The organism is Erythrobacter sp. W302b, assembly GCF_046452395.1.
In the GTDB taxonomy this organism is placed as follows: Bacteria; Pseudomonadota; Alphaproteobacteria; order Sphingomonadales; family Sphingomonadaceae; genus Erythrobacter.
The window spans coordinates 801,037-821,165 of record NZ_JBKFDH010000001.1 but is presented as its reverse complement, the minus strand read 5'-3'; the positions used below and the strand labels follow the sequence as shown (position 1 = coordinate 821,165).

Sequence of the window (20,129 nt, the reverse complement as noted above, 5' to 3'; positions counted from 1 at the left end):
TTGGCCTGATGCGGCGCATCTCGCGCCGGACAGCGTGGCAAGGCGTAGCGGCTGTGGTGGCAGGCGGGGCGCTGAGTGGCTGCGCAGGGCGTATTGCAGGCACCTCCCCCGCACCCCTCGCCCTCCCTATCGATCCTGCCGCCGACCTCACGCCCGATCTGGTCGATCTCGCCCGCTTCGATCCGCGATTCCGGTTCGATATCCGTTATGCCACGCCCGCCAACTTCATGGGCCGGGTGCTCTACCCCCTGCCCCGCGCCGTGGCCCAGCGTCCGGTGGCCGAGGCCTTGTCCAGAGTGCAGACCCGCGCCGAGGCGCACGGCTACGGCCTACTGATATTCGACGCCTATCGCCCCTGGCGCATCACCCGGATGATGTGGGAGGAGACCCCGCCGGACAAACGCGAATTCGTTGCCAACCCCGCCACAGGATCGCGCCACAACCGGGGCTGTTCGATCGACCTCTCGCTCCACCGGGGCGGCATCGAGGTCGAGATGCCCAGTCCCTATGACGATTTCACCCCGGCGGCCTACCGCAGCAACAGCACGGCACCAACCGAGGCGCTGACGCTGAGCCGGATGCTTGAGGCCTGGATGGTCGCCGAGGGGTTCGTGCCGCTGGCCAACGAGTGGTGGCACTACGACTGGGCCGACTGGCGGCGCTACCCGATCATGGATGTGCCGCTGGAGGATGTGACGGCGGGGTGAGACGGGGACGGGTCCGCTTGCGAACGTCGCTGGATGAAACCTGCTGGGCGGCTATCGACCTCAGTTCGGACCTTTCATTTTCGTCGCCCCGTGCTTGACACGGGGCTTGGCTAGTTCTGCCCCTGCTGGGGCGCGAACCATTGCTCCCAAAGATCGTCCCAAGCGGGATTGGTTGCCTCGATCAGCGCGAACTTCCATGCGCGCCGCCATTTCTTGACCAGCTTCTCGCGGGCGATGGCGCCTTCGATCGTGTCGTGGCGCTCGACATAGACCAGCCGCGTTTTCGCGAAATCCGCGACGTGGCGAGACCCCGTCCCTTCGCGGTGCTGACACACGCGGGCGAGCGCATCCGCCGTCATTCCGACATACATGCCCCTCGATAGCGGTTCGCCATGATGTAGACCCAGCCACCCTTCTCCATACGCCGAGTATCGCGCCAATGCGGAAGAAAGAAAAGCCAAGCCCCGTGTCAAGCACGGGGCGACGGTCAAGGGTGATGGCAGCAAACCACCCGGTCGCGGTCATCCCTGGCCGCCCAGCGCGGCCCTGAAACCGGACCGGCAGCTTTGGTGAGATATTTGTCAAAAGCCGCCCTTCTGAAAGCGACCCCGAAGCCGTCACAAGACACGCAGCAGCGTTACGGCTAAAGTAAATGCTCAAGCCTTCCGTGCCGGCTAGGCGAGGTTCTGTCGGAACCGGCGGCTGCCGCTAATCACCGTACCTGAACGCAAGGTAATGTCGAAGTCTCCGCTTTGCCGCGTTTCCGTGATTGCGATTGCTGTCCGCCGCACAAGGCGCGAACGATGGATGCGAACAAAGCCATGGGGTGTCAGCTCCGATTCCACATCCGCCATCGTCCGCCGAGAAAGTTCGCTACCAAAACTTCCGTGCAGCTCGACATAATTTCCAGCCGCACTCACCCAGTCAATCTCCTCGACGCGTAGCATTACAACTCGGCTGCCGTCGCGCACCTCGACCAACGCCGTCGCATCGGATGGGGATGTTCTTGACGATATGGTGGGAACCACCAGCTGCCGAGCCAACAGGAACACCGCAAGGATCGAGATATAGGTAATGATGTCCTTCCGCGCCTCGAACAGCAGACGGTCGGACCAAGGTTCAGTCGGTGCATAGTCCTCGCCTGCCAGCGCGAAGGATGCGATCCGCAATCCCGCCATCAGTGCGGTGTGCGCCAAGGAAACCGCAATGCAGCCCGCTGCATGGCCGAGCGCAGCCTGAGGCAGCGGACGCGATGCGAGCCGGGACGCGAATATCAGCACCACCGGCAGCAGCGCGAGCCAAGCTGTAAAGCTGGTGCCTTCGAGCACCCACGCCTGCCACGGCGCAATTGGCTGACCGAGCGCGCGGCGCTGGTCGATCAGGCTGGCAGCATTGACCACCATGTAGAGCAATCCGAAACCGGTGAATACCAACGCGGCAATCGCACGGGGATCGCGTGAGAAGTCGTGATTGTACCGCTCACCGCTTAGCCCTCGATCGCCGCCACTCGTCACAACCCGCCCCGCATTCCGTCCCACCGGTTCCGTCGCCCATCACCCAAGCCGCGACAGCGCGGTCAGGGAGGCACATCTGCTCGCAGATTAGATGCGATGGAGACGCGACATGCAACCCGCGACAGTGATGAATGGACGGCAATACGGCCTCGATTGGCTCAGGATAGGCGCCTTTGCGCTGCTCATCCTCTATCATATCGGCATGTTCTTTGTTCCTTGGGGCTGGCACGTCAAAGCCGCCGCTCCGGTAGAATGGGCGGTTTGGCCGATGATGGCGGTCAGTCCATGGCGGCTGATGCTGCTGTTCGTGATCTCGGGCGTGGTGTCGCGCGCGCTCTTGACCAAGCTGGCTACGCCACAGGGTTTTGCCGTCAGCCGTTCGGTGCGCCTTGCGGTGCCCTTGCTGGCAGGAATGATCCTGTTTGTCGCACCCCAGCCATGGTTCGAGCTGCGCGACCGCGGAACCTATGATGCAGATTTCGTGCATTTCTGGCTCAACGATTACTTCGAGTTCGGCGGCACCCGCGGCACGCCTCTGCCTACGTGGAACCACCTGTGGTTCGTCGCCTATCTGTGGGCCTATTCGCTGATGCTCGCCGTGCTAGCTGCACTCCCAGCCACGATGCGAGCGCGACTTCAGGACGGTTTCGACGCGTTGCTTTCCGGCTGGCGCCTTGTGGCGCTCCCAATCGTATGGCTGACGTTCGCTCGGCTAGCGTTGCATCCAGTGTTCGGCGAGACTCATGCGCTGGTCGATGATCCCCATGCCCATGCGATCTATGGATTCGCCTTCTTCTTCGGCGTGGCGCTGGCAGGCTCGCAGGCGGCTTGGACGACCATCCTTCGCTATTGGCGCGAGCTCCTCAGCCTTGCTGCAATCGCCTGTGTCGCGCTGTTCACGGTGCATGGCCTGAGCGACGCAACGCCTGTGTGGGATATCGCCCGGGCGTGTGCCCGCTCCGTGCTGGCGTGGAGCGCCATCATTGGACTGCTAGGCTTTGCTCAGACCCGCCTGCATCACGATGGCCCGGTGCGGCGGTACCTGACCGAAGCAATCTTCCCCTATTACATCGCGCATCAGACCATCATCGTCGCCGCAGGCTTTTGGCTTAAGCAAGTCGGCGCGCAGCCTGAACTCGCTTTCGGCGTCATTCTGTTGACGACTATCCTCGGCTGCGCGCTGACTTACGAAGTCGCGCGTCGGGTGAACTGGATGCGGCCGCTGCTCGGACTGAAGCCATCCCCTGTTGCGGCGCAGCCGTCAGATTGGATCACGAAAGTCCAACGCAACTAGTTGACGATCGGCTGGTCGAGAGCGGCACGTCGACCCGCTGGAAATTCAACGCTAGCGGAGGCATCATCTTACTTTGGCAGAGCCGACGTAGGTGGCCGGAATCTAAATCAATTTGTTGAGAAGCCGCTATTCCGAAATCCACCAAATCCCGGCCAAAAGCCCCGCTGTCGCACGCTCCCGAAAGCTGCATCAGCCCGCACTTCACCCCTTGGCCAGCAGTTCCTCGATCTGACCGAGGCGTTCCTTGCCGAAGAACATCTCGCCCGCTCCTTTCGCGCCAACGAACATGGTCGGGATGCCGAAAGCGCCGCGCGCGACCACGGCATCGTTGTTGGCGGCAAGGCCTTGCTTGACCGCGTCGGTCTGCGCGCGGGCGAACAGATCGGCGGCGTCAAAACCCGCCGCCGCCAGCGCCGCGCCGATCGCTTCGGGTGAGGTGACGTCGAGGCCGTCCTCCCAGATCGGGCGGAGCAGACCTTCCACGAATTGCACCCCGCGCCCGTCCTGATCGGCAGCGAACAGCATCCGCTGGAGCGTGATCGAATTAAACGGGAACTGCGGGTGAAGGCGATACTTGCCGAGGCCGTGCTTCGTGATGAAGCGCTGCATCTCCAGCATGGCGTATTCGTTTTTCCCCTTCACCTCGGCGTCGCGGAGCATCGGCGGGGCATTGCCGGTGAGCTTGTGCATCCCGCCGAGGAACACCGGAATGACGTCCAGCTCGGCCTCGTAACGGTTGACGAGCTCGCGCAGCGGCCACCAGATCAGGTAGGCATTGGGGCTGACGAAATCGAAGACGAGTTCAACGCGGTTTGCCATACGGATGATCCTCAAATGCCCGCCGCAGCGAGCGCCTGGTCCATGTCTTCGGTAAGGTCGGCGATATCCTCAAGCCCGACATTGATGCGCAAGAGCCCCTCGGTCACGCCCATGGCCGCGCGGGCTTCGTCGCCCATGTTGGCGTGGGTGCTGGAAGCCGGGTGGCACATCAGGCTGCGAGCATCGCCGATATTGTTCGAGATATCGATCAGCATGAGCGCATCAAGCACCGCGAACGCCCGCGCCCGCGTGCCGACATCCAGTGCGAAGATCGGCCCCGTTGCATCCATCTGGGCCATCGCCAGATTGTGCTGCGGGTGGCTCGGCAGGCCGGGGTGAAGCAGGTGCCCGCCCGCCTTGGTGACCCGTGGTTCGAGGAATTCGCCGAGCGCCACGGCCTGTTCGGATTGCTTGAAGGCGCGCAGGGGCAGCGTCTCCAGACCCTTGTGCACCACCCAGGCGTTGAAGGCGCTGAGCGTCGGCCCGGTGTTGCGCTGGAACGGCATCAGCACCTCGTCGATCCACTGCTTGCTCGCACAGATCGCGCCCGCCAGCACGCGGCCCTGCCCGTCCATCAGCTTGGTGGCGGAATAGGCAACCACATCCGCGCCATACGCCATCGGGCGCTGCAACACCGGAGAGGCGAAGGCATTGTCGACCACGGTGGTGATGCCGTGCGCCCGGGCGAGGCCGCAGACATAGGCCAGATCGACGATATCGAGCGTCGGGTTGGCCGGGGTCTCGAAAAAGAACACCTTGGTGTTGGGCCGGATCGCGGCCTCCCACGCGGCGTTGTCGGCGCTGTCGATGACGGTGGTTTCGATCCCGAACTTGGGCAGCAGGGTGTCGACCAGCCAGCGGCACGATCCAAACGCGGCGCGCGCGGCGACCACGTGATCGCCCGTCGCCAGCTGGCACAGCAAGGCTGCGGTCATCGCCGCCATCCCGGTTGCCTGGGTGCGGCAAGCCTCGGCCCCTTCCATCAGCGCGATGCGTTCTTCAAGCATCGCCACGGTCGGGTTCTGGAGCCGCGAGTAGGTCATGCCCTGCGCCGTGCCCGCGAACCTGTCGGCGACGGTCTGGGCGTCGTCATAGGTGTAGCCCGAGGTGAGGAACAGCGCTTCGCTGGTCTCCCCATGCTCGGAGCGCCAGGTTCCGCCGCGCAGTGCGCGGGTTGCGGGGCGCCAGTTTGCCGTGGCGGCGCGGTCCATGCCGGTGGTCTTCTTCATGGGCTTGGCCTCTAGGACGGCAAAAGCCCGCCCGCAAGCAGGCCTTGCTGCGCGGTCTCGCCATGGCCGACAGCGGTGAGCATGGCTGTCCCCTCGATCACGGTCATCAGATAGCGCGCGCCGCCGTGGGGATCGGGATCACCTGCGGGCATCTGCCCTTCGAGCCAGCCGAGCAATTCAGCCATCATCGCCTGTGCTGCCCGTTGGTATCCGGGCTGTTCGCGCGCAGCCCCGGCGACAATCTCCCACCACAGCCGCATGAAAGGCTGCATCGCAGGCGCATCGCCGTGGGCGAGAATGCGGGCGACCACATCGGCGCGGGTCGCGGCGCGCTCACCCCCCATCGCAGCGTCGAGCGCGGCGGCATAGACCTTGGCGATATGGCCGAGCAGGTCGACGATCAGCGCCTCCTTGGAGCCGAAATGGTAGATCAGCATCCGGTCAGAGGTGCCCGCCGCCTTGGCCAGCGGCCTGAGGCTCGCCCCGCCCAGCCCATGTTCCAGCACATGCGCGGTCAGCAGCGGCAACAGGCTGTCCTTGGTCATCGGCGGCTTTTTGGGAGCATCAGCCATGCGGCGCTTGTAGCGGCGGGAGCTGCTTGCTACAAGCGAACGTAGCAGTCGCTACATAAATGGAGGATCGCGCTTATGCCCACCGAACTCACCCCCTTTCTTGCGCTCGCCGGGGGCGGGCTGGTGTTTACCGTGGCCGCCGTGCTCACCATGCTGCTGCGCCCCGAAGCGCCGGGCAATGCGCTGCTCGCGGGCGCGCTCTGCGCAGGCTTCGCGGCCTTCACCGCGGTCACCATCGCCACCGAAGGCGTGTTCCCCGTGGTGCTCAATCACACCAGTAACCTGTGGGGTGTGCAGGTCTGGTGGGACCTGCTGTTCTCGCTCAGCATCGCCTATTTCCTGATCCTCCCACGCGCCAAGGCGCAGGGGATGAACCTCACCCTGTGGACGGTATTCATTCTGGCGACCGCCAGCATCGGATTGCTGGCGATGTGTTCACGCTTGTTCTGGCTGGAGGGGCAATCCAAAGCCCGGTCGGCCTAATCCCCCCTTGCCCTTGGCCTGACCGCTCCCTAATCGCGCGCCATGGCCGAGGCGCAAGCGTCCCCCTCTCCCGCCGCTCACCCGCCCCTGCGCCCGCGCGATCCGCTGGCTTGGGTCGCAGCGCTGACCGGGCTGTTCGCAGTGCTGACCGGCTGGCGGCTGGCGATCCCCTCGATCCCCTATTTCGACGAGGTTCACTACCTCCCCGCCGCGCGCGAGATCCTGGCGTTGTTTACGCAAGGGCAAGGCGCCTACCCCAACCGCGAGCATCCGCTGCTGGCCAAAGAGCTGATCGCGCTGGGCATGGGGGTGTTCGGCGACAACCCGCTGGGCTGGCGGATCATGCCCTGGCTGTGCGGCGTGCTGGCCTATTTCGCGGCCGTGCGTGCGCTCTGGCATGCGAGCGCGGACCGCTTCGCGACGCTCGCCTTCGCGGTGCTTCTGGCAACGGGCTTCCACCTGTTCATCCACGCGCGGATCGCGATGCTCGACATGGTGATGGTCGCAGGCCTGTGTGGGGCAGCGTGGCAATTTGCCGGGGCCTGCGCGCAGCCGGAGACCGGGCGGCGGCGGCTCGCGCTCACCGGGATCGCTATTGGCTGCGCTCTTGGAGCCAAGTGGAACGCGATCCCGCTCGCCGTGGTGCCGGGTCTGACCTTCTTCATCGCCCGCGCGCTCGCCGGACGCCGCCGCCTGCTCCTCAGCCGCAGAGGCGCGCCGGTGCCGGGGGTGACGCTCGTCGAGGCCTTTGTGTGGCTCGGGATCGTGCCGCTGGTGGTCTATGCGGCGACCTTTCTGCCCGGCTATTGGCTGGCAGAACCTCTCCATCCCTCGCCGCTGGCCGAGAAGGGGTTGATCGGCTTCCACCGCGACATCTTCGCGCTGCAAAGCCAGTTGATGACCCCGCACCGCTACATGAGCACCTGGCCGCAATGGGTGCTGAACCTGCGCGGCATCTGGTATCTCTACGAGCCGATCGACGGCGCGCAGCGCGGTGTGCTGCTGATCGGCAATCCGCTGACGATGTGGCTGGGGCTGCCGGCGCTGGTGTGGTGTCTGGTGGCGGGCGCGTGGCGCCGGGATTGGGCGCGCTTGGGCGCCGTGATCGGCTACGCTGTCAGCCTCGGCTTCTGGATCGTCGCGCCCAAGCCGGTGCAGTTCTATTACCACTACTTCGTCCCGAGCTTCTTCCTGCTCGCGGCGCTGGCGCTGACGTGCAGCGACCTGCGCCGCCTGCCCCGCGGCCGGTGGCTGGCATGGGGTATCCCCGCAGCATCGGTGGCAGTGTTCGCATGGTTCTTCCCGATCATCGCCGCCCTGCCGCTGACGCGCGCGGACGGTTATGTCACGTGGATGTGGCTGGACGGGTGGCGGTGATGAAGCCCCTCCCTGCCGTGTAGCGGTGGGGAGGTGGCAGACGCCGCAGGCGGCTGACGGAGGGGTAAGCCGACAGCATCTCCCCCTCCACCACCCGCTGCGCGGGCGGTCCCCCTCCCCATTCGCAAGCGAACAGGGAGGAAGTTATTCCTAAAACCTGCCCCACACAAAACGGCTCGAGAGGGCGTAGTTCCATACCGAGCCCACCACGATCCCCGCCAGCGCGGCGAGCACCCAGTGGATGCCGCTGCCTTCCATGAAGGTCGCGATCGCCACGTTGGCGAAGGCCCCGATAGCGCAGGTTGCAATGAAGCCCAGCCAGCCGCGCAGCAGCGCCAAGGGGCCCACCAGCCGCTTGTCGCGATAGGTCAGCCAGTTGTTGAGCCAGAAGTTGAAGCTCATCGCCACCAGCACCGCGGCGGTCTGGGCAATCGCGAAGCGCTCACCCAGCGCAAAGAGCAGCACGCTCAGCACCACGAAGTGCACCAGCACGCCGAACGCACCGACGGTGCCGAACAGGGCAAAGCGGGTCGGGATCACCTTGCCGAGCGTCTTGTCATACAAGCCAGCGAGGAAATCGAACAAAATGGCGCGGTCCAGCTTGCTTTCTCCTTCGCGGCGGGCCGCGAAATTGAGGGGGAATTCCTTGACCCGCATCGGCGCGTCAGCCGTCGCCAGCAGGTCGAGCAGGATCTTGAACCCGATTCCCGAGAGGCGCGGCACCAGCGCGCGCGCGGTCGCGGCCGGGAGCATGAAATAGCCGCTCATCGGATCGCTCAGCTCCACGCCGGTGATCTTGCGGGCGAGGGTGTTGGCATAGGTCGAAAGCTTCTCGCGCTCGGGCGCCGCCCACTCGGCGGTGCTGGCGCCTTCGGCAAAGCGGCTCGCGACGCAGATTTCCGCCTCACCCGATGTGAGCGCGGCGAGCATCCCCGGCAGCAGCGCCGGATCGTGCTGGTGGTCGGCGTCCATCACCGCCACATAAGGCGCCGCGGTCGCGCAGAAGCCTTCGATGGCCGCGCTCGCCAGCCCGCGCCGCCCGATGCGCTGGATCACCCGCACGCGGGGATCGCTCAGCGCCAGCGCGCGCGCTTCATCGGCCGTGCCATCCTTGCTGTCGTCATCGACGATGATCACTTCCCACACCGCTGCCGTCCCGATCGCACGGTCGATCCGCTCAACCAGCGGGGCGAGATTGCCGCGCTCGTTAAGGGTCGGCAGGATGATCGCGAGGTCCAGCGTCATGGGCGTAAGCTCTGCCCCGCTGTCAGCAGGCTCAAAATCGACGTCTGCGCTGGGCACGAAGAAGGCGTTTTCCATTGCCTTCCAGTGGACCATAATTCTTTATAAACCATAACTCGGCCGACGCAGCCTGCGTCAAAGCCTGTCGCGCACCGCGGCGCCGATCGCCGCTGTGCCGTGGCTGCCACCCAGATCGCCGCCGAGGATGCCATCGGCGAGCGCCTTGGCCACCGCCGTCTCGATCCGCCCGGCCTCGCCCTCAAGCCCGAAGGAATGGCGCAGCATCATCGCCGCCGACAGGATCGTCGCCATCGGATTGGCCTTGCCCTGCCCGGCAATATCGGGCGCGCTGCCGTGGATCGGTTCATAAAGGCCGAAAGTGCCATGATCGGTCTCGCGCTCGCCCAGCGAAGCGGAGGGCAGGAGGCCGATGGAGCCGACCGCCGCACTCGCAAGGTCGGACAGAATATCGCCGAACAGATTGCCGGTCAGCACCACACCAAAGCGCTCCGGGTGGCTCACCACCTGCATCGCGGCATTATCGACATACATGTGGTCGAGCGCGACTTGCGGATATTCCCCCGCAACCTCCACCACCACGTCGCGCCACAATTGACTGGTTTCGAGCACGTTCGCCTTGTCGACACTGGTCAGCGGCAGGCCCGAACTTGCGGCTGCGCGGAAGGCGACATGGGCGATGCGGCGCACTTCGCTGTCGGCATAGGACATCGCGTCCCAGCCCTCACGCTCGCCCGCATCATTGGTGCGCTGGCCCTTGGCACCGAAATAGACATCGCCCGTCAGCTCGCGCACGATCAGCATGTCGAGTCCGCCCGCAATGTCGGCCCGAAGCGGGGAAAGGTGCTCCAGCCCTGCAAACACCCGCGCCGGGCGCAGGTTGGCGAACAGGCCGAGATGCTTGCGCAGGCCCAAGATCGCCTGCTCCGGGCGCAGGTGACGCTCCAGTGCGTCGCAAGTGGGATCGCCCACCGCGCCGAACAGGATCGCATCGGCCGCGCGCGCCATGTCCAGCGTCTCTTCGGGCAGCGGGTGCCCGTGGCGATGATAGGCCGCCCCGCCGACATCGCCGGTGAACAGGGTCAACCCCGGCAAGCCGAGCGCTTCCAGCACCGCCACGGCCTCTGCCGTGACTTCCGGGCCAATCCCGTCGCCGGGCAGGACTGCGATTTTCATGGTTACGTCTCTCACCCCATGCGCGCCAACCGTTGGGTCAGCAGCCTGCGCGCGCCCATAACATCGCCCTTGTGACCTGCAAGCAGGTAGTGCGAGAGTTGGCGCTGCAGTATCCCCAACAAAGCGTGCTGCGCCGGCCAATCGGGCGCATCGGGCAACGCTCCACCGCCATAGCCGAGTTCGCGCAGCAGCAGCGTTTCGTAAGCGATCAGCCCGCTCACCCAACCGCGCGCTGAGGGGGCGACCGCGACGGCGCCGAGCAGCGCGTCGAGCGCATCATAAAGGTCGGGATAGGCCTGACGCTCGGGCAAGGCCGCCGCAGAAAGTCCGCACACCCACTGGATTGCAGCCGCCGGAAGCGGTTCGGTCATCAAGGCAGCGCGCGAATGTTCCAGCTCCAGCCGCGCGAAGGGCAGCTGGTTGGCGGAACGCGTGGTGAGTTCGACCGCGACCCGATTGCCCGGCACCATCACCGCCCGCATCTGCCGCCCGCGCCCTCCGGCGACATAGGCGGCGATCAGACCATGCTCAGCCGTCAGCAGCCGCGCAATCGCCCCGGTCTCGCCCTGATGGCGCGAGGCGAGCAGAATGGCAGGTGCGCGCAGGTTCATCCCCGCGCAGCCCGATTACTTGGTGGTATTCTTGGCTTCCAGCGCCGCCAGCCGGGCTTCGAGCGCATCGGCCTGTTCGCGGGCCTTCTGGGCCATCGCCTTCACCGTTTCGAATTCCTCGCGGCTCACGAAATCGATCCCGCCGAACGCTTCGCGCAGGCGCTCGCGCGCGCCTTCGCGGGCTTCGCGGCTCATGCCCGCCATGGTTCCGGCGGCGCTGTTGGCGAGTTTGACGAGGTCGGCGATGATCGGGTTCTGGCTTTGCATTCTGTCTTTTTGGGGAGGCTTGCGCTGAAGTGCAAGCCTATCCTCGCTCTCACGCCCAGCGGGCGGGTTGCTGCGGGCGCGCGGTCGCGCTTGCGGACGCGCTACGCCGTCCGAAATTTGTGCACTTCCCATAGAAGGTGCTGAGAGCGCCCTACAGCTGCACCCGCGTCGCCGCGCCATCGGCGCTTGGCACGCCGCCGTCGGGGTTGGCGGCGATGAACTGGTAATTGAGCGCCGTCGCAAAGCACAGCCATGCCAGATAGGGCAGCAGCAGCAGCGCCGCTGCGCGCCGCACCCGCCACACCAGCGCGAACGCGAACAGCAAGCTCGCAATGCTGAGGCCCAGGACCATCAGACCGGCCATCATGTCCTGATTTCCGAAGAACACGGCGGTCCAGCTTTGCGAAATGACGAAATGCACCCCGAAAGCGACCAGCGCCACACCCCGCCCGTGCGCGCCCCATGCGCTTGCGACCATCGCCAGCGCCACGCCGATCATGATGAACAGCGCCGTCCACACGATCCCGAAGGTCGCTGGCGGCGGATAGATCGCAGGCTTCTCCAGCCCGGCGAACCACGGCGTGTTCGGGCCCCCCAGCTGCCCGGCGGTAAAGCCGATCAACAGGATCAGCGGCACCATGAACAGCGCCCAACGGATGAAACTGGCACGCAATTGAGCAGGGGAAGCAAGGACGTTCATGGTGTCTCCGGGGTCCGCAAGCGGAAGCGCGGCGATACCAGAGCCCTGCTGCAACGCCAACTTATTGCCACATCATCGCCCCGCAATGAGCCATTCGGCCACCGCGCGCCCGAGGGGAAAGGCAAAAATGTGGTAAAAATTGGGCAAGAAGTCACGAAACGCTTTGGGGTCTGCGAATCTTCCTGCTAGAGGCTGCCTTATTCCTGCCGTGATTCGAAAGTGCGTTGGCGGCAGGAAGATCAGAATAACGCGCTTTGCTCATTACTGGCCCGCTTGGGTCCATAGGGGAATACACCATGAAGAAGACCTTTGCGCTCGTCGCCGTTCTCGCCCTCGCCACCGCTGCTTGCTCGAAGCCGGCTGAAGAAGCTGCGACCGAAGCTGACACCACCGCCGTTGCTGAAGAGCCGATGGCTGCCGAAACCCCGATGGCTGCCGAAACCCCGGCTGCTGACGCGATGGCTGCCGAAACCCCGGCCGCTGCCGAGACCCCGGCTGCTGAGTAAGCCTTAACGGCTTGCCGGTCCCGACTTCGTGTCGGGAGCACGGACAAGAAACAGGCCGGTAGCAACCTTCGGGTTGCTGCCGGTCTTTTCTTTTGGGCGGCAGGCTTGGGCTTGGCTTAGCCCAGTGCGCCCAGCGCCACGGCCACGCCCAGTGCGACAGGCACCAGCGCGGCGATCATCAGACCCTTGTTCTTCTTCAGATAGTCCCCCCTAATGCGGTGCGCCGGGCGGCGATCAGGAATTCGACATTGCCCTGCGGCCCGGTGATCGGACTTTCGGTAATGCCCTGAATCTCCCAGCCGAGCCCTTCGATCCAGCCACGCACCTCGTCGCAGACGCGCGCGTGGAGTGCGGAATCGCGCACAACTCCGCCCTTGCCCACTTCCTCGCGCCCGACTTCGAACTGCGGCTTGATGAGCGCGACGAGCTGGCACGGCGTCGCCGCCAGCTGGAGCGGAACGTCGAGCACCTTGGCAAGGCTGATGAAGCTCGCATCGCACACCACCCAGTTGCACGGACGGTCGATCAAGGCGGGCGTCAGGATCCGGGCGCTGGTCTGTTCCAGCACGGTGACGCGCGAATCTTCGCGCAGGCGCCAAGCCAGCTGGTTGGTGCCACTATCGACCGCAAAGACATGCTCTGCGCCATGAGACAGCAACACATCGGTGAACCCGCCGGTGGACGAGCCGATATCCATTGCGGTTGCCCCAGCCGGATCGAGCCCGAAATGGGCGATCGCATGGGCCAGCTTGATCCCGCCGCGACTGACCCACGGATGATCACGCCCGCGCACGGTCATCGCGATGTCGTCGGCCACTTGTTGACCGGGCTTGTCGACCTTGTTGTCGCCAATGAACACCAGTCCGGCCATCACCAGCGCCTGCGCCCGCGCGCGGCTCTCGGCCAGCCCGCGGTCGACCAGCAGCTGATCGACACGGCGCTTTGCAGGCTTGGCGGGGCGAGATGGGGTTTCAGGCATGGACAAGCGGAGGCTCTAGCGCGCAAAGTGCAGGCATGAAAGCTGCTCTGCCCGCCCTCGTCTCGATCCTTGCGCTCGCGGCCTGCGTGCCCGCCACCAAGACCCCGCCGGCACAAGTGGCGGCTCCCTCTCGCCCTGCACCGGCGCGCCCGGCCCCGGTGCAGGCGCCGACCATCACCACACCCACCGCAACCGGGACCAGCTGGATGGACATCCCGGCCACGGCAGGGGCGTGGTCCTTCACGGCCTTCCCCTTCGGCTCGCAGGCGTTGTTCCGCGGTCCTGCCGGTATGGAGACGGCCCTTTCACTGTCGTGCAACGCGCAAAGCCGCCAAGTCACGCTGCTGCGCCTGGGACGTTCCGACCGCCCCTTGCCGATGCGCATCCTGACCGAGACCGCCAGTCGTTCCGGGATCGCCGAGCCGGTGGCGGAGCAGTTCCCGGGAGTGGTGCTCAGGCTCGACCCGAACGACCCGCTGCTTGATGCAATGGCCCTGTCCAAGGGGCGTTTTGCTGTCGAGGTTGAAGGCCTCGCCCCGCTCTATCTCCCCAGCCATGCCGAGGTCAGCCGGGTGATCGAGGATTGCCGGGGGTAGAAGGAACGGGGGCGTTTCTCGCTGATTTCGGACCCGCAGGGACCGCAAGGCCACGCGGCCGCCCCGCAGGTGCTCGATCCCGCAGGGATCGAAACAGCACCGAGGACGTGCCTGCCGAGGCGGGCACACACAACAAGGGCTCCTCGCAATGATGAGAAGCACACCGATTCCATACATTAATATCCACAGGTCCATCCCCAGCCTGTCCACAGGCCGGCCCTGAAACGACAAACGCCCGAGGTTTCCCTCAGGCGCGCTTGGCCACGGTATTACGCGGCGAGGGAAGAGTATGACGGCGGAAAAGATTTATTCAAGTCTTGTCCTTTCGCGCCCCATGAATCACATTGCATCCGAGGCCAGCGGCGAACGCGGCTCTCGGCCCCCGGTGAAACGCGGGGTCTGGCTCACAAGCGCGAAAGGAGGTGATCCGATGTCTCATGGTTCAGTAGCGAGGTCGGTGAAGATCCCTACGGAGCATACTCGGTAATCCTCTGCCAGAGTAAGGCTACGTGAGCGGCACTTCCGGCCGCTGACCATGTCAAGGGCGTTTCCTCCGACGGGCAGGAAACGCCCTTTTCATTTTTGTTTTTCGAACCTGCCTCCGCAGGTTCGTCCTCGGCGCCGTTTCCTTCGCTGCGCTACGGAGCGCCTGCGGCTCGGCCGCGTGGCCTCGCGGTCGCTGCGCGACCGATGCACCGCCCTGTCGATGGAGCAGGAAGAGTCCCTCCCCGTTCGCCCTGCGAATGGGGAGGTGGCACCGCGCAGAGCTGACGGAGGGGACTGACTTTGCCGCCTTACCCCTCTGTCAGCTCTGCGGGCTGCCACCTCCCCATCCTTGCGGGACGGGGAGGGACTTTCGCCTCCCGCTTGCCCTTCGCCCCGCGCGGTATTACGCGCGTGCCATGCAAATCACCCGCCTGCCCCATCCCTCGCCCACACCTGCCGCCACCCGCACGCAGCTGATCGCCGATCCCGGTTTCGGGACGGTGTTCACCGATCACATGGTGGTGGTCGATTACGACGAAGCCCTTGGCGGCTGGCAGACCCCGGTGCTCGGCCCGCGCGAGGCGATCCCGCTCGATCCGGCGGCGAGCGTGCTGCATTATGCGCAGGAGATCTTCGAAGGGCTCAAGGCCTATCGCCACCCCGACGGCGCGCTCGGGCTGTTCCGGCCCGAGGCCAACGCCGCGCGCTTCAACGCCTCCGCCGAGCGGCTCGCCATGCCCACGCTGCCGCAAGAGCTGTTCCTCGGCGCGATCAAGGCGCTGCTGGCAGTGGACGGCGAGTGGTACCCGGCGGTCGAGGGCGGCTCGCTCTATCTCCGACCCTTCATGATCGCGACCGAGGCCTTCCTCGGCGTGCGCCCTGCGAAGAAATACAAGTTCATCGTCATCGCCAGCCCGGCCGGCAATTACTTCAAGTCGGGCGCCAAGGCAGTGAGCATCTGGATTTCCGACTACACCCGCGCCGCCCCCGGCGGGACGGGCGCGGCCAAGTGCGGCGGGAACTACGCCGCCAGCCTCGTCCCCACCGGACAGGCCTTCGCGCAAGGCCACGATCAGGTGCTGTTCCTCGACGCCGCAGAACACAAGTGGGTCGAAGAACTGGGCGGCATGAACCTGTTCTTCGTCTTTGCTGACGGCACGGTGATCACCCCGCCGCTGACCGGCACGATCCTGCCCGGCATCACCCGCAACTCGCTGATCACGCTGCTGACCGAACAGGGGCTCAAGGTTTCCGAAGCGCCCTACTCCATCGATCAATGGCGCGCGGATGCACAGAGCGGTCATCTCGTCGAAGTGATGGCCTGCGGCACCGCCGCGGTGGTCACGGCGGTCGGGAAGGTCGCGGGGCCGGAGGGCGAGTTCACCATCGGCGCGGGCGGCATCGGCCAGACCACCGCCAAGCTGCGCGAGACACTGGTGAGCATCCAGACCGGCAAGATTGCCGACACGCATGGCTGGGTGATGCGGATGTGATTTCCGTCGCCGCGCTCTACCAGTTTACGCGGTTCGATGATCGCGAGGCTTTGAAAGAGCCGCTGCTCACGGCCTGCGAGGCGCAGGGCATCAAGGGCACGCTGCTGCTCGCACGCGAGGGGATCAACGGGACAATTGCGGGATCGGCAGAGGGGCTGAAGGCGGTGCTGTCGCACATCCGCGCCCTGCCCGGCTGCGCGGGGCTCGACGTGAAGTTCTCCGAGGCGCCCGCCATGCCCTTTGGCCGGATGAAAGTGCGCGTGAAGCGCGAGATCGTCACCATGGGGCAGCCTGATATTGACCCTCTGCTCAGCGTGGGCACCTATGTCGATCCGCAGGACTGGAACGCGCTGATCGCCGATCCCGACACGCTGGTGATCGACACCCGCAATGATTACGAGGTCGCCATTGGCACCTTTGCCGGAGCGGTGGACCCGGCCACCCCTTCTTTCCGCGACTTCCCCGCGTGGTTCCGCGCGCACCGCGAGGAATTGCTCGCAGGCAAGAAGCGCGTCGCAATGTTCTGCACCGGCGGCATCCGCTGCGAGAAATCGACCAGCTTTCTGCGCGCTGAGGGCATCGCGGAGGTCTATCACCTCAAGGGTGGCATTCTGAAGTATCTTGAACAGGTGCCTGAAAATCAGTCCCTTTGGCAGGGCGAGTGCTTTGTCTTCGATGAACGTGTGAGCCTCGGTCATGGCCTGGCGCAGGGCAACCACACACGGTGCCGCCCGTGTGGTCGCCCGCTGGCGGCGGGGGAGAGCTGCCCCATGTGCGAGGGCGACGCCGCACCGCAATGAACCTGCCGGTGCTCTATTCCTTCCGCCGCTGCCCCTATGCGATGCGGGCGCGGATGGCGTTGTGGGTGGCGGGCGTCACCGTAGAGCTGCGCGAGGTCAAGCTCGCCGCCAAGCCGTCCGCCTTGCTCGCTGCGAGTCCCAAGGGGACCGTGCCGGTGCTGGTGCTCCCCGACGGCACGGTGATCGACCAGAGCCTCGACATCATGCACTGGGCGCTGGAGCGGGACGATCCCGAAGGCTGGCTGGCGGGCGAGGATGCCGCGTTGATCGCGGCGAATGACGGGCCGTTCAAGCACCACCTCGACCGCGCGAAATATCCCGGGCGCTATAAGGAGGACGGCGTGACCGACCACCGCGCCGCCGCGCTCGCGCTGCTCGCCCCGCTGGAGTTGCGGCTGGAGCAGGCGCCCTATCTGTGCGGAGCAAGGCGCGGGTTCACTGACATCGCGCTCTTCCCCTTCATCCGCCAGTTCGCCGCGATCGACCCCGCGTGGTTCGCGGCGCAAGGATTGCCGAGCGTGCAAGCGTGGCTGGAGGGGCTGCTCGCCTCCGAGCTGTTTGCAAGCGTCATGCTAAAGGTCGTGCCTTGGGCAGATGGCGACGTACCGCTGTTGTTCGGGCCTTCTCCCGTCACCCCAGCGAAAGCTGGGGCCTAGGGCCGCATAGGACAACGCATGCCGCCTGAGGTCCCAGCTTTCGCTGGGATGACGGGAGTGACTGGGATCAGCCCCCCAACCCCTCACGGAAGGCATCGACCAGCCAGCTTGCCGCCGGACCCAGCCGCGTGTCACGCCGCCACAGCGCGTTGAGGCCGTAATGCGCGCCGGGCTTTTCCGGCAGATCGAGCTCCACCAGCGCGCCGATCGCCAGATCGCCCGCCACCATCCCCCGCGGCATGTTGCCCCAGCCGAGCCCCTCTTTCAGCAGCGAATGCTTCGCGCCCAGGTCGCCAAGCCGCCACGTCAGCGGGCTGAGGACGGAAAACTCACGACCCTCGGTCAGGGGCGAACGGTCGGTCAGCACGAGTTGCAGGTGGCGGCGGCTCTCCCCCGGGGCAATGCCTGAGCGCGCGAGCGGATGGGACGGCGCGGCGACGGGAATGAGGTCGATCTCCCCCACCGCCCGGCGTTCCAGCGCGGGCTGATCGCCGATCACCGGGCCGCCGATCGCAAGATCCGATCCGCCGTCGATCACGCAGGCGGCCACCGCGCCCAACCCCTCGATCCGCAAGGTCAGCGCGCAGGTTGGGAACATCCGCCGGAATTCGCCGAGCACATGGGCGGTGATCTCTCCCGGCACCATCACGTCGATCACCAGCGTCAGGGACGGCTCCTGCCCGGCATGAAGCGAGCGGGTCTTGGCGAGCAGCGCGTCGACCCCGTCGGCAACCCCGCGCGCTTCGGCCAGCAATCCTTCGCCCGCCGCGGTCAGCACCGGCCGGCGCGAGCCCTCGCGGTGGAACAGGGTGAGGCCCAATTGTCCCTCCAGCTGCGCGATCCCGTAGGAGATGGCCGAAACCGCCCGCCCGCTCGCCTTGGCCGCGCCGCCAAAGCTGCCGTGTTCGGCCACCGCAAGGAAGATGCGCAGCTGATCGAGGGTGGGTTCGCCGAGTTTCATGGGCCTGCAACCATCCCTTCGCGTCGAGCGCAGTCGAGACACCTGCGCCTGTGCCTCTCGACTGCGCTCGAGGTGAACGAGGAATGGCGAGGCATGGCCGTCATCATGGATAGATGTTCGGATAATCCGAACATCTTGGCAAGTTTTATCGCACTTATCCGTTCGACACCTTTGTCCTATCTCCCCTTCAACAGAGCGAGCCCATCAGGGGGCCACTCCGAACCAAGGAGAAACGCCATGATCGAACTTCGTCCCTTCAACACGCTGGGTGCTGCCAACCACGGCTGGCTCGATGCGCGCCATCACTTCTCGTTTGCAAACTACCATGATCCGGCCCGCGTCCACTGGGGCGCGCTGCGGGTGTGGAATGATGACAAGATCGCGGCAGGCACCGGCTTTCCCACCCACCCGCACAGCGACATGGAGATTATCACCTATGTCCGCACCGGAGCGATCACGCACCGGGACAGCATGGGCAACGAAGGCCGCACCGAAGCGGGCGACGTGCAGGTGATGAGCGCGGGCAACGGTGTGCGCCACTCGGAGTACAATCTGGAAAGCGAGGAAACCACGCTGTTCCAGATCTGGATCATCCCCGATGAACGCGGCGGCGAACCCAGCTGGGGCGCTCGGCAGTTCCCCAAGGAGAGCCGCAACGGCGCCTTCGTCCCACTCGCCAGCGGGGTCGCGAATGACAATGACGCGCTCAAGATCCGTGCCGATGCCCGGGTGCTGGGGGCGACGATCAAGGCGGGCGAAAGCGTGACCTACACGCCCCGCTCGGCCGACCGTCACCTCTATCTCGTGCCCGCCACCGGCAAGATCCGCATCGACGATGTCGAAGCCAATGCCCGCGACGGCGTAGCGATCACCGCGCTGGCAAGCGTGACCATCACCGCGCTCGAAGACAGCGAAGTCGTGCTGGTCGACGCGGCCTAAGCGAACCCTCCCCCCCGGAGCCGGCCGGTCTCCCCCATCCCCCCTGCCGGCCGGCTCCACCCCCTCGTCATGCAAGGACCTCCGTCATGAGCAACATCCTCTACATCACCGCCAGCATCCGTTCGGACAGCGAAAGCGTGTCGCGCAGCCTTGGCCAACGCATCGTTGACGGGCTCGCCGCCAAGACCGGCGCCGCCGTCACCACGCGCGATCTCGCCGCCAATGACCTGCCTTACGTGAGCGCCGAGCGCTTTGCCGCCAATCTCACCCCGGCGGCTGAGCGCACCGCCGAACAGGCCGATCTTGCCGCCATCGCCGACACCCTGATCGCCGAACTGCAAGCCGCCGACACCATCGTGATTGCGAGCCCGGTCTATAATTTCGGCCCGCCCGCCACGCTCAAGGCCTGGGCCGATCTGGTCGCCCGCACCGGCACCACCTTCCGCTACACCGCAACCGGTCCCGAGGGTCTGCTGACCGGCAAGAAGGCCTACCTCGCCATCGCCAGCGGCGGCACCCCGATGGGCAGCGATATCGACTTCATGAGCCGCTGGCTGACCTTCTTCCTCGGCTTCCTCGGCATCACCGATGTCGAAATGATCGCGGCGGACGGGATCATGGGCATCGATGGCGAAGCCAAGATCGCCGCCGCCCGCGAAACGGCCGAGCGTCTGGCCGCCTGACCTGACGGATGGGGTCGGTGG

23 protein-coding genes are annotated in these 20,129 nt (G+C 65.6%); 11 read left to right on the top strand and 12 right to left on the bottom strand.

The window, feature by feature from the left end; genetic code table 11:
• Positions 1-8 precede the first annotated feature (8 nt).
• The gene (locus ACLBKT_RS03960; protein WP_410181671.1) at positions 9-707 is read left to right on the top strand and encodes a M15 family metallopeptidase; all 699 of its coding nucleotides are present in this window, start codon (positions 9-11) and stop codon (positions 705-707) included.
• Positions 708-817: 110 nt separating this feature from the next.
• On the opposite strand, the gene ACLBKT_RS03955 is transcribed toward ACLBKT_RS03960, so the two are convergent.
• Both ACLBKT_RS03955 and ACLBKT_RS03950 read right to left on the bottom strand, forming a co-directional pair.
• Positions 818-1,078, bottom strand: a complete 261-nt coding sequence (locus tag ACLBKT_RS03955; RefSeq protein ID WP_410181670.1) for a GIY-YIG nuclease family protein — start codon at positions 1,076-1,078, stop codon at positions 818-820.
• A 303-nt stretch (positions 1,079-1,381) separates the two neighbouring features.
• Positions 1,382-2,245, bottom strand: coding sequence for a LytTR family DNA-binding domain-containing protein (locus ACLBKT_RS03950; RefSeq protein WP_410181669.1), 864 nt, complete (start codon positions 2,243-2,245; stop codon positions 1,382-1,384).
• An 85-nt stretch (positions 2,246-2,330) separates the two neighbouring features.
• On the opposite strand from ACLBKT_RS03950, the gene ACLBKT_RS03945 reads away from it, so the two are divergent.
• On the top strand, positions 2,331-3,515 hold the full coding sequence (locus tag ACLBKT_RS03945) for an acyltransferase family protein (protein WP_410181668.1): 1,185 nt from the start codon (positions 2,331-2,333) through the stop codon (positions 3,513-3,515).
• A gap of 201 nt (positions 3,516-3,716) precedes the next feature.
• Here ACLBKT_RS03945 and ACLBKT_RS03940 read toward each other — a convergent pair whose 3' ends face one another.
• Genes ACLBKT_RS03940 through ACLBKT_RS03930 form a run of 3 tightly spaced genes read right to left on the bottom strand, consistent with a single transcriptional unit; the run spans position 3,717 to position 6,135 of the window.
• Entirely contained in the window at positions 3,717-4,334 is a 618-nt protein-coding gene (locus ACLBKT_RS03940; protein WP_410181667.1) for a 2-hydroxychromene-2-carboxylate isomerase, read from the bottom strand.
• Between the two features lie 11 nt (positions 4,335-4,345).
• Positions 4,346-5,563 (bottom strand): trans-sulfuration enzyme family protein, encoded by a 1,218-nt coding sequence (locus tag ACLBKT_RS03935; RefSeq protein WP_410181666.1) that lies wholly within the window; start codon positions 5,561-5,563, stop codon positions 4,346-4,348.
• A gap of 11 nt (positions 5,564-5,574) precedes the next feature.
• Positions 5,575-6,135, bottom strand: a complete 561-nt coding sequence (locus ACLBKT_RS03930; RefSeq protein WP_410181665.1) for a TetR/AcrR family transcriptional regulator — start codon at positions 6,133-6,135, stop codon at positions 5,575-5,577.
• 75 nt (positions 6,136-6,210) lie between these two features.
• On the opposite strand from ACLBKT_RS03930, the gene ACLBKT_RS03925 reads away from it, so the two are divergent.
• Positions 6,211-6,618 (top strand): hypothetical protein, encoded by a 408-nt coding sequence (locus ACLBKT_RS03925; RefSeq protein WP_410181664.1) that lies wholly within the window; start codon positions 6,211-6,213, stop codon positions 6,616-6,618.
• A 42-nt stretch (positions 6,619-6,660) separates the two neighbouring features.
• Positions 6,661-7,995: a phospholipid carrier-dependent glycosyltransferase gene (locus ACLBKT_RS03920; RefSeq protein WP_410181663.1), complete on the top strand. Its 1,335-nt coding sequence runs from the start codon at positions 6,661-6,663 to the stop codon at positions 7,993-7,995.
• A 150-nt stretch (positions 7,996-8,145) separates the two neighbouring features.
• On the opposite strand, the gene ACLBKT_RS03915 is transcribed toward ACLBKT_RS03920, so the two are convergent.
• The 5 genes from ACLBKT_RS03915 to ACLBKT_RS03895 all read right to left on the bottom strand — a co-directional run bounded on the left by ACLBKT_RS03915 (position 8,146) and on the right by ACLBKT_RS03895 (position 12,009).
• The gene (locus ACLBKT_RS03915) at positions 8,146-9,240 is read right to left on the bottom strand and encodes a glycosyltransferase (protein ID WP_410181662.1); all 1,095 of its coding nucleotides are present in this window, start codon (positions 9,238-9,240) and stop codon (positions 8,146-8,148) included.
• A gap of 132 nt (positions 9,241-9,372) precedes the next feature.
• The gene (gene leuB / locus ACLBKT_RS03910; RefSeq protein ID WP_410181661.1) at positions 9,373-10,431 is read right to left on the bottom strand and encodes a 3-isopropylmalate dehydrogenase; all 1,059 of its coding nucleotides are present in this window, start codon (positions 10,429-10,431) and stop codon (positions 9,373-9,375) included.
• 11 nt (positions 10,432-10,442) lie between these two features.
• On the bottom strand, positions 10,443-11,042 hold the full coding sequence (locus tag ACLBKT_RS03905; protein ID WP_410181660.1) for a DNA repair protein RecO: 600 nt from the start codon (positions 11,040-11,042) through the stop codon (positions 10,443-10,445).
• Positions 11,043-11,057: 15 nt separating this feature from the next.
• Entirely contained in the window at positions 11,058-11,309 is a 252-nt protein-coding gene (locus ACLBKT_RS03900; protein WP_410181659.1) for an accessory factor UbiK family protein, read from the bottom strand.
• A 151-nt stretch (positions 11,310-11,460) separates the two neighbouring features.
• Positions 11,461-12,009, bottom strand: coding sequence for a TspO/MBR family protein (locus ACLBKT_RS03895; protein ID WP_410181658.1), 549 nt, complete (start codon positions 12,007-12,009; stop codon positions 11,461-11,463).
• Between the two features lie 296 nt (positions 12,010-12,305).
• On the opposite strand from ACLBKT_RS03895, the gene ACLBKT_RS03890 reads away from it, so the two are divergent.
• The gene (locus tag ACLBKT_RS03890; protein ID WP_166546657.1) at positions 12,306-12,515 is read left to right on the top strand and encodes a hypothetical protein; all 210 of its coding nucleotides are present in this window, start codon (positions 12,306-12,308) and stop codon (positions 12,513-12,515) included.
• A 196-nt stretch (positions 12,516-12,711) separates the two neighbouring features.
• Here the strand turns inward: ACLBKT_RS03890 and ACLBKT_RS03885 are convergent, their stop codons facing one another.
• Positions 12,712-13,494, bottom strand: coding sequence for a TlyA family RNA methyltransferase (locus ACLBKT_RS03885; protein WP_410181657.1), 783 nt, complete (start codon positions 13,492-13,494; stop codon positions 12,712-12,714).
• A gap of 35 nt (positions 13,495-13,529) precedes the next feature.
• Here ACLBKT_RS03885 and ACLBKT_RS03880 point away from each other — a divergent pair, with 35 nt between their 5' ends.
• From ACLBKT_RS03880 to ACLBKT_RS03865, 4 genes are all read left to right on the top strand, one after another.
• Positions 13,530-14,090: a hypothetical protein gene (locus ACLBKT_RS03880; RefSeq protein ID WP_410181656.1), complete on the top strand. Its 561-nt coding sequence runs from the start codon at positions 13,530-13,532 to the stop codon at positions 14,088-14,090.
• 902 nt (positions 14,091-14,992) lie between these two features.
• Entirely contained in the window at positions 14,993-16,069 is a 1,077-nt protein-coding gene (locus ACLBKT_RS03875) for a branched-chain amino acid aminotransferase (protein WP_410181655.1), read from the top strand.
• Positions 16,066-16,869, top strand: a complete 804-nt coding sequence (locus ACLBKT_RS03870; protein ID WP_410181654.1) for a rhodanese-related sulfurtransferase — start codon at positions 16,066-16,068, stop codon at positions 16,867-16,869. The genes ACLBKT_RS03875 and ACLBKT_RS03870 overlap by 4 nt, the downstream gene beginning before the upstream one ends.
• On the top strand, positions 16,866-17,525 hold the full coding sequence (locus tag ACLBKT_RS03865) for a glutathione S-transferase (protein WP_410181653.1): 660 nt from the start codon (positions 16,866-16,868) through the stop codon (positions 17,523-17,525). The genes ACLBKT_RS03870 and ACLBKT_RS03865 overlap by 4 nt, the downstream gene beginning before the upstream one ends.
• A 67-nt stretch (positions 17,526-17,592) precedes the next feature.
• Here ACLBKT_RS03865 and ACLBKT_RS03860 read toward each other — a convergent pair whose 3' ends face one another.
• Entirely contained in the window at positions 17,593-18,486 is an 894-nt protein-coding gene (locus tag ACLBKT_RS03860) for a LysR family transcriptional regulator (RefSeq protein ID WP_410181652.1), read from the bottom strand.
• A 237-nt stretch (positions 18,487-18,723) separates the two neighbouring features.
• Here ACLBKT_RS03860 and ACLBKT_RS03855 point away from each other — a divergent pair, with 237 nt between their 5' ends.
• Both ACLBKT_RS03855 and ACLBKT_RS03850 read left to right on the top strand, forming a co-directional pair.
• A complete protein-coding gene (locus ACLBKT_RS03855) occupies positions 18,724-19,425 on the top strand; it encodes a pirin family protein (RefSeq protein ID WP_410181651.1) in 702 nt (233 codons plus the stop codon).
• Positions 19,426-19,511: 86 nt separating this feature from the next.
• Positions 19,512-20,108: an FMN-dependent NADH-azoreductase gene (locus tag ACLBKT_RS03850; RefSeq protein WP_410181650.1), complete on the top strand. Its 597-nt coding sequence runs from the start codon at positions 19,512-19,514 to the stop codon at positions 20,106-20,108.
• The last annotated feature ends 21 nt before the right edge of the window (positions 20,109-20,129 follow it).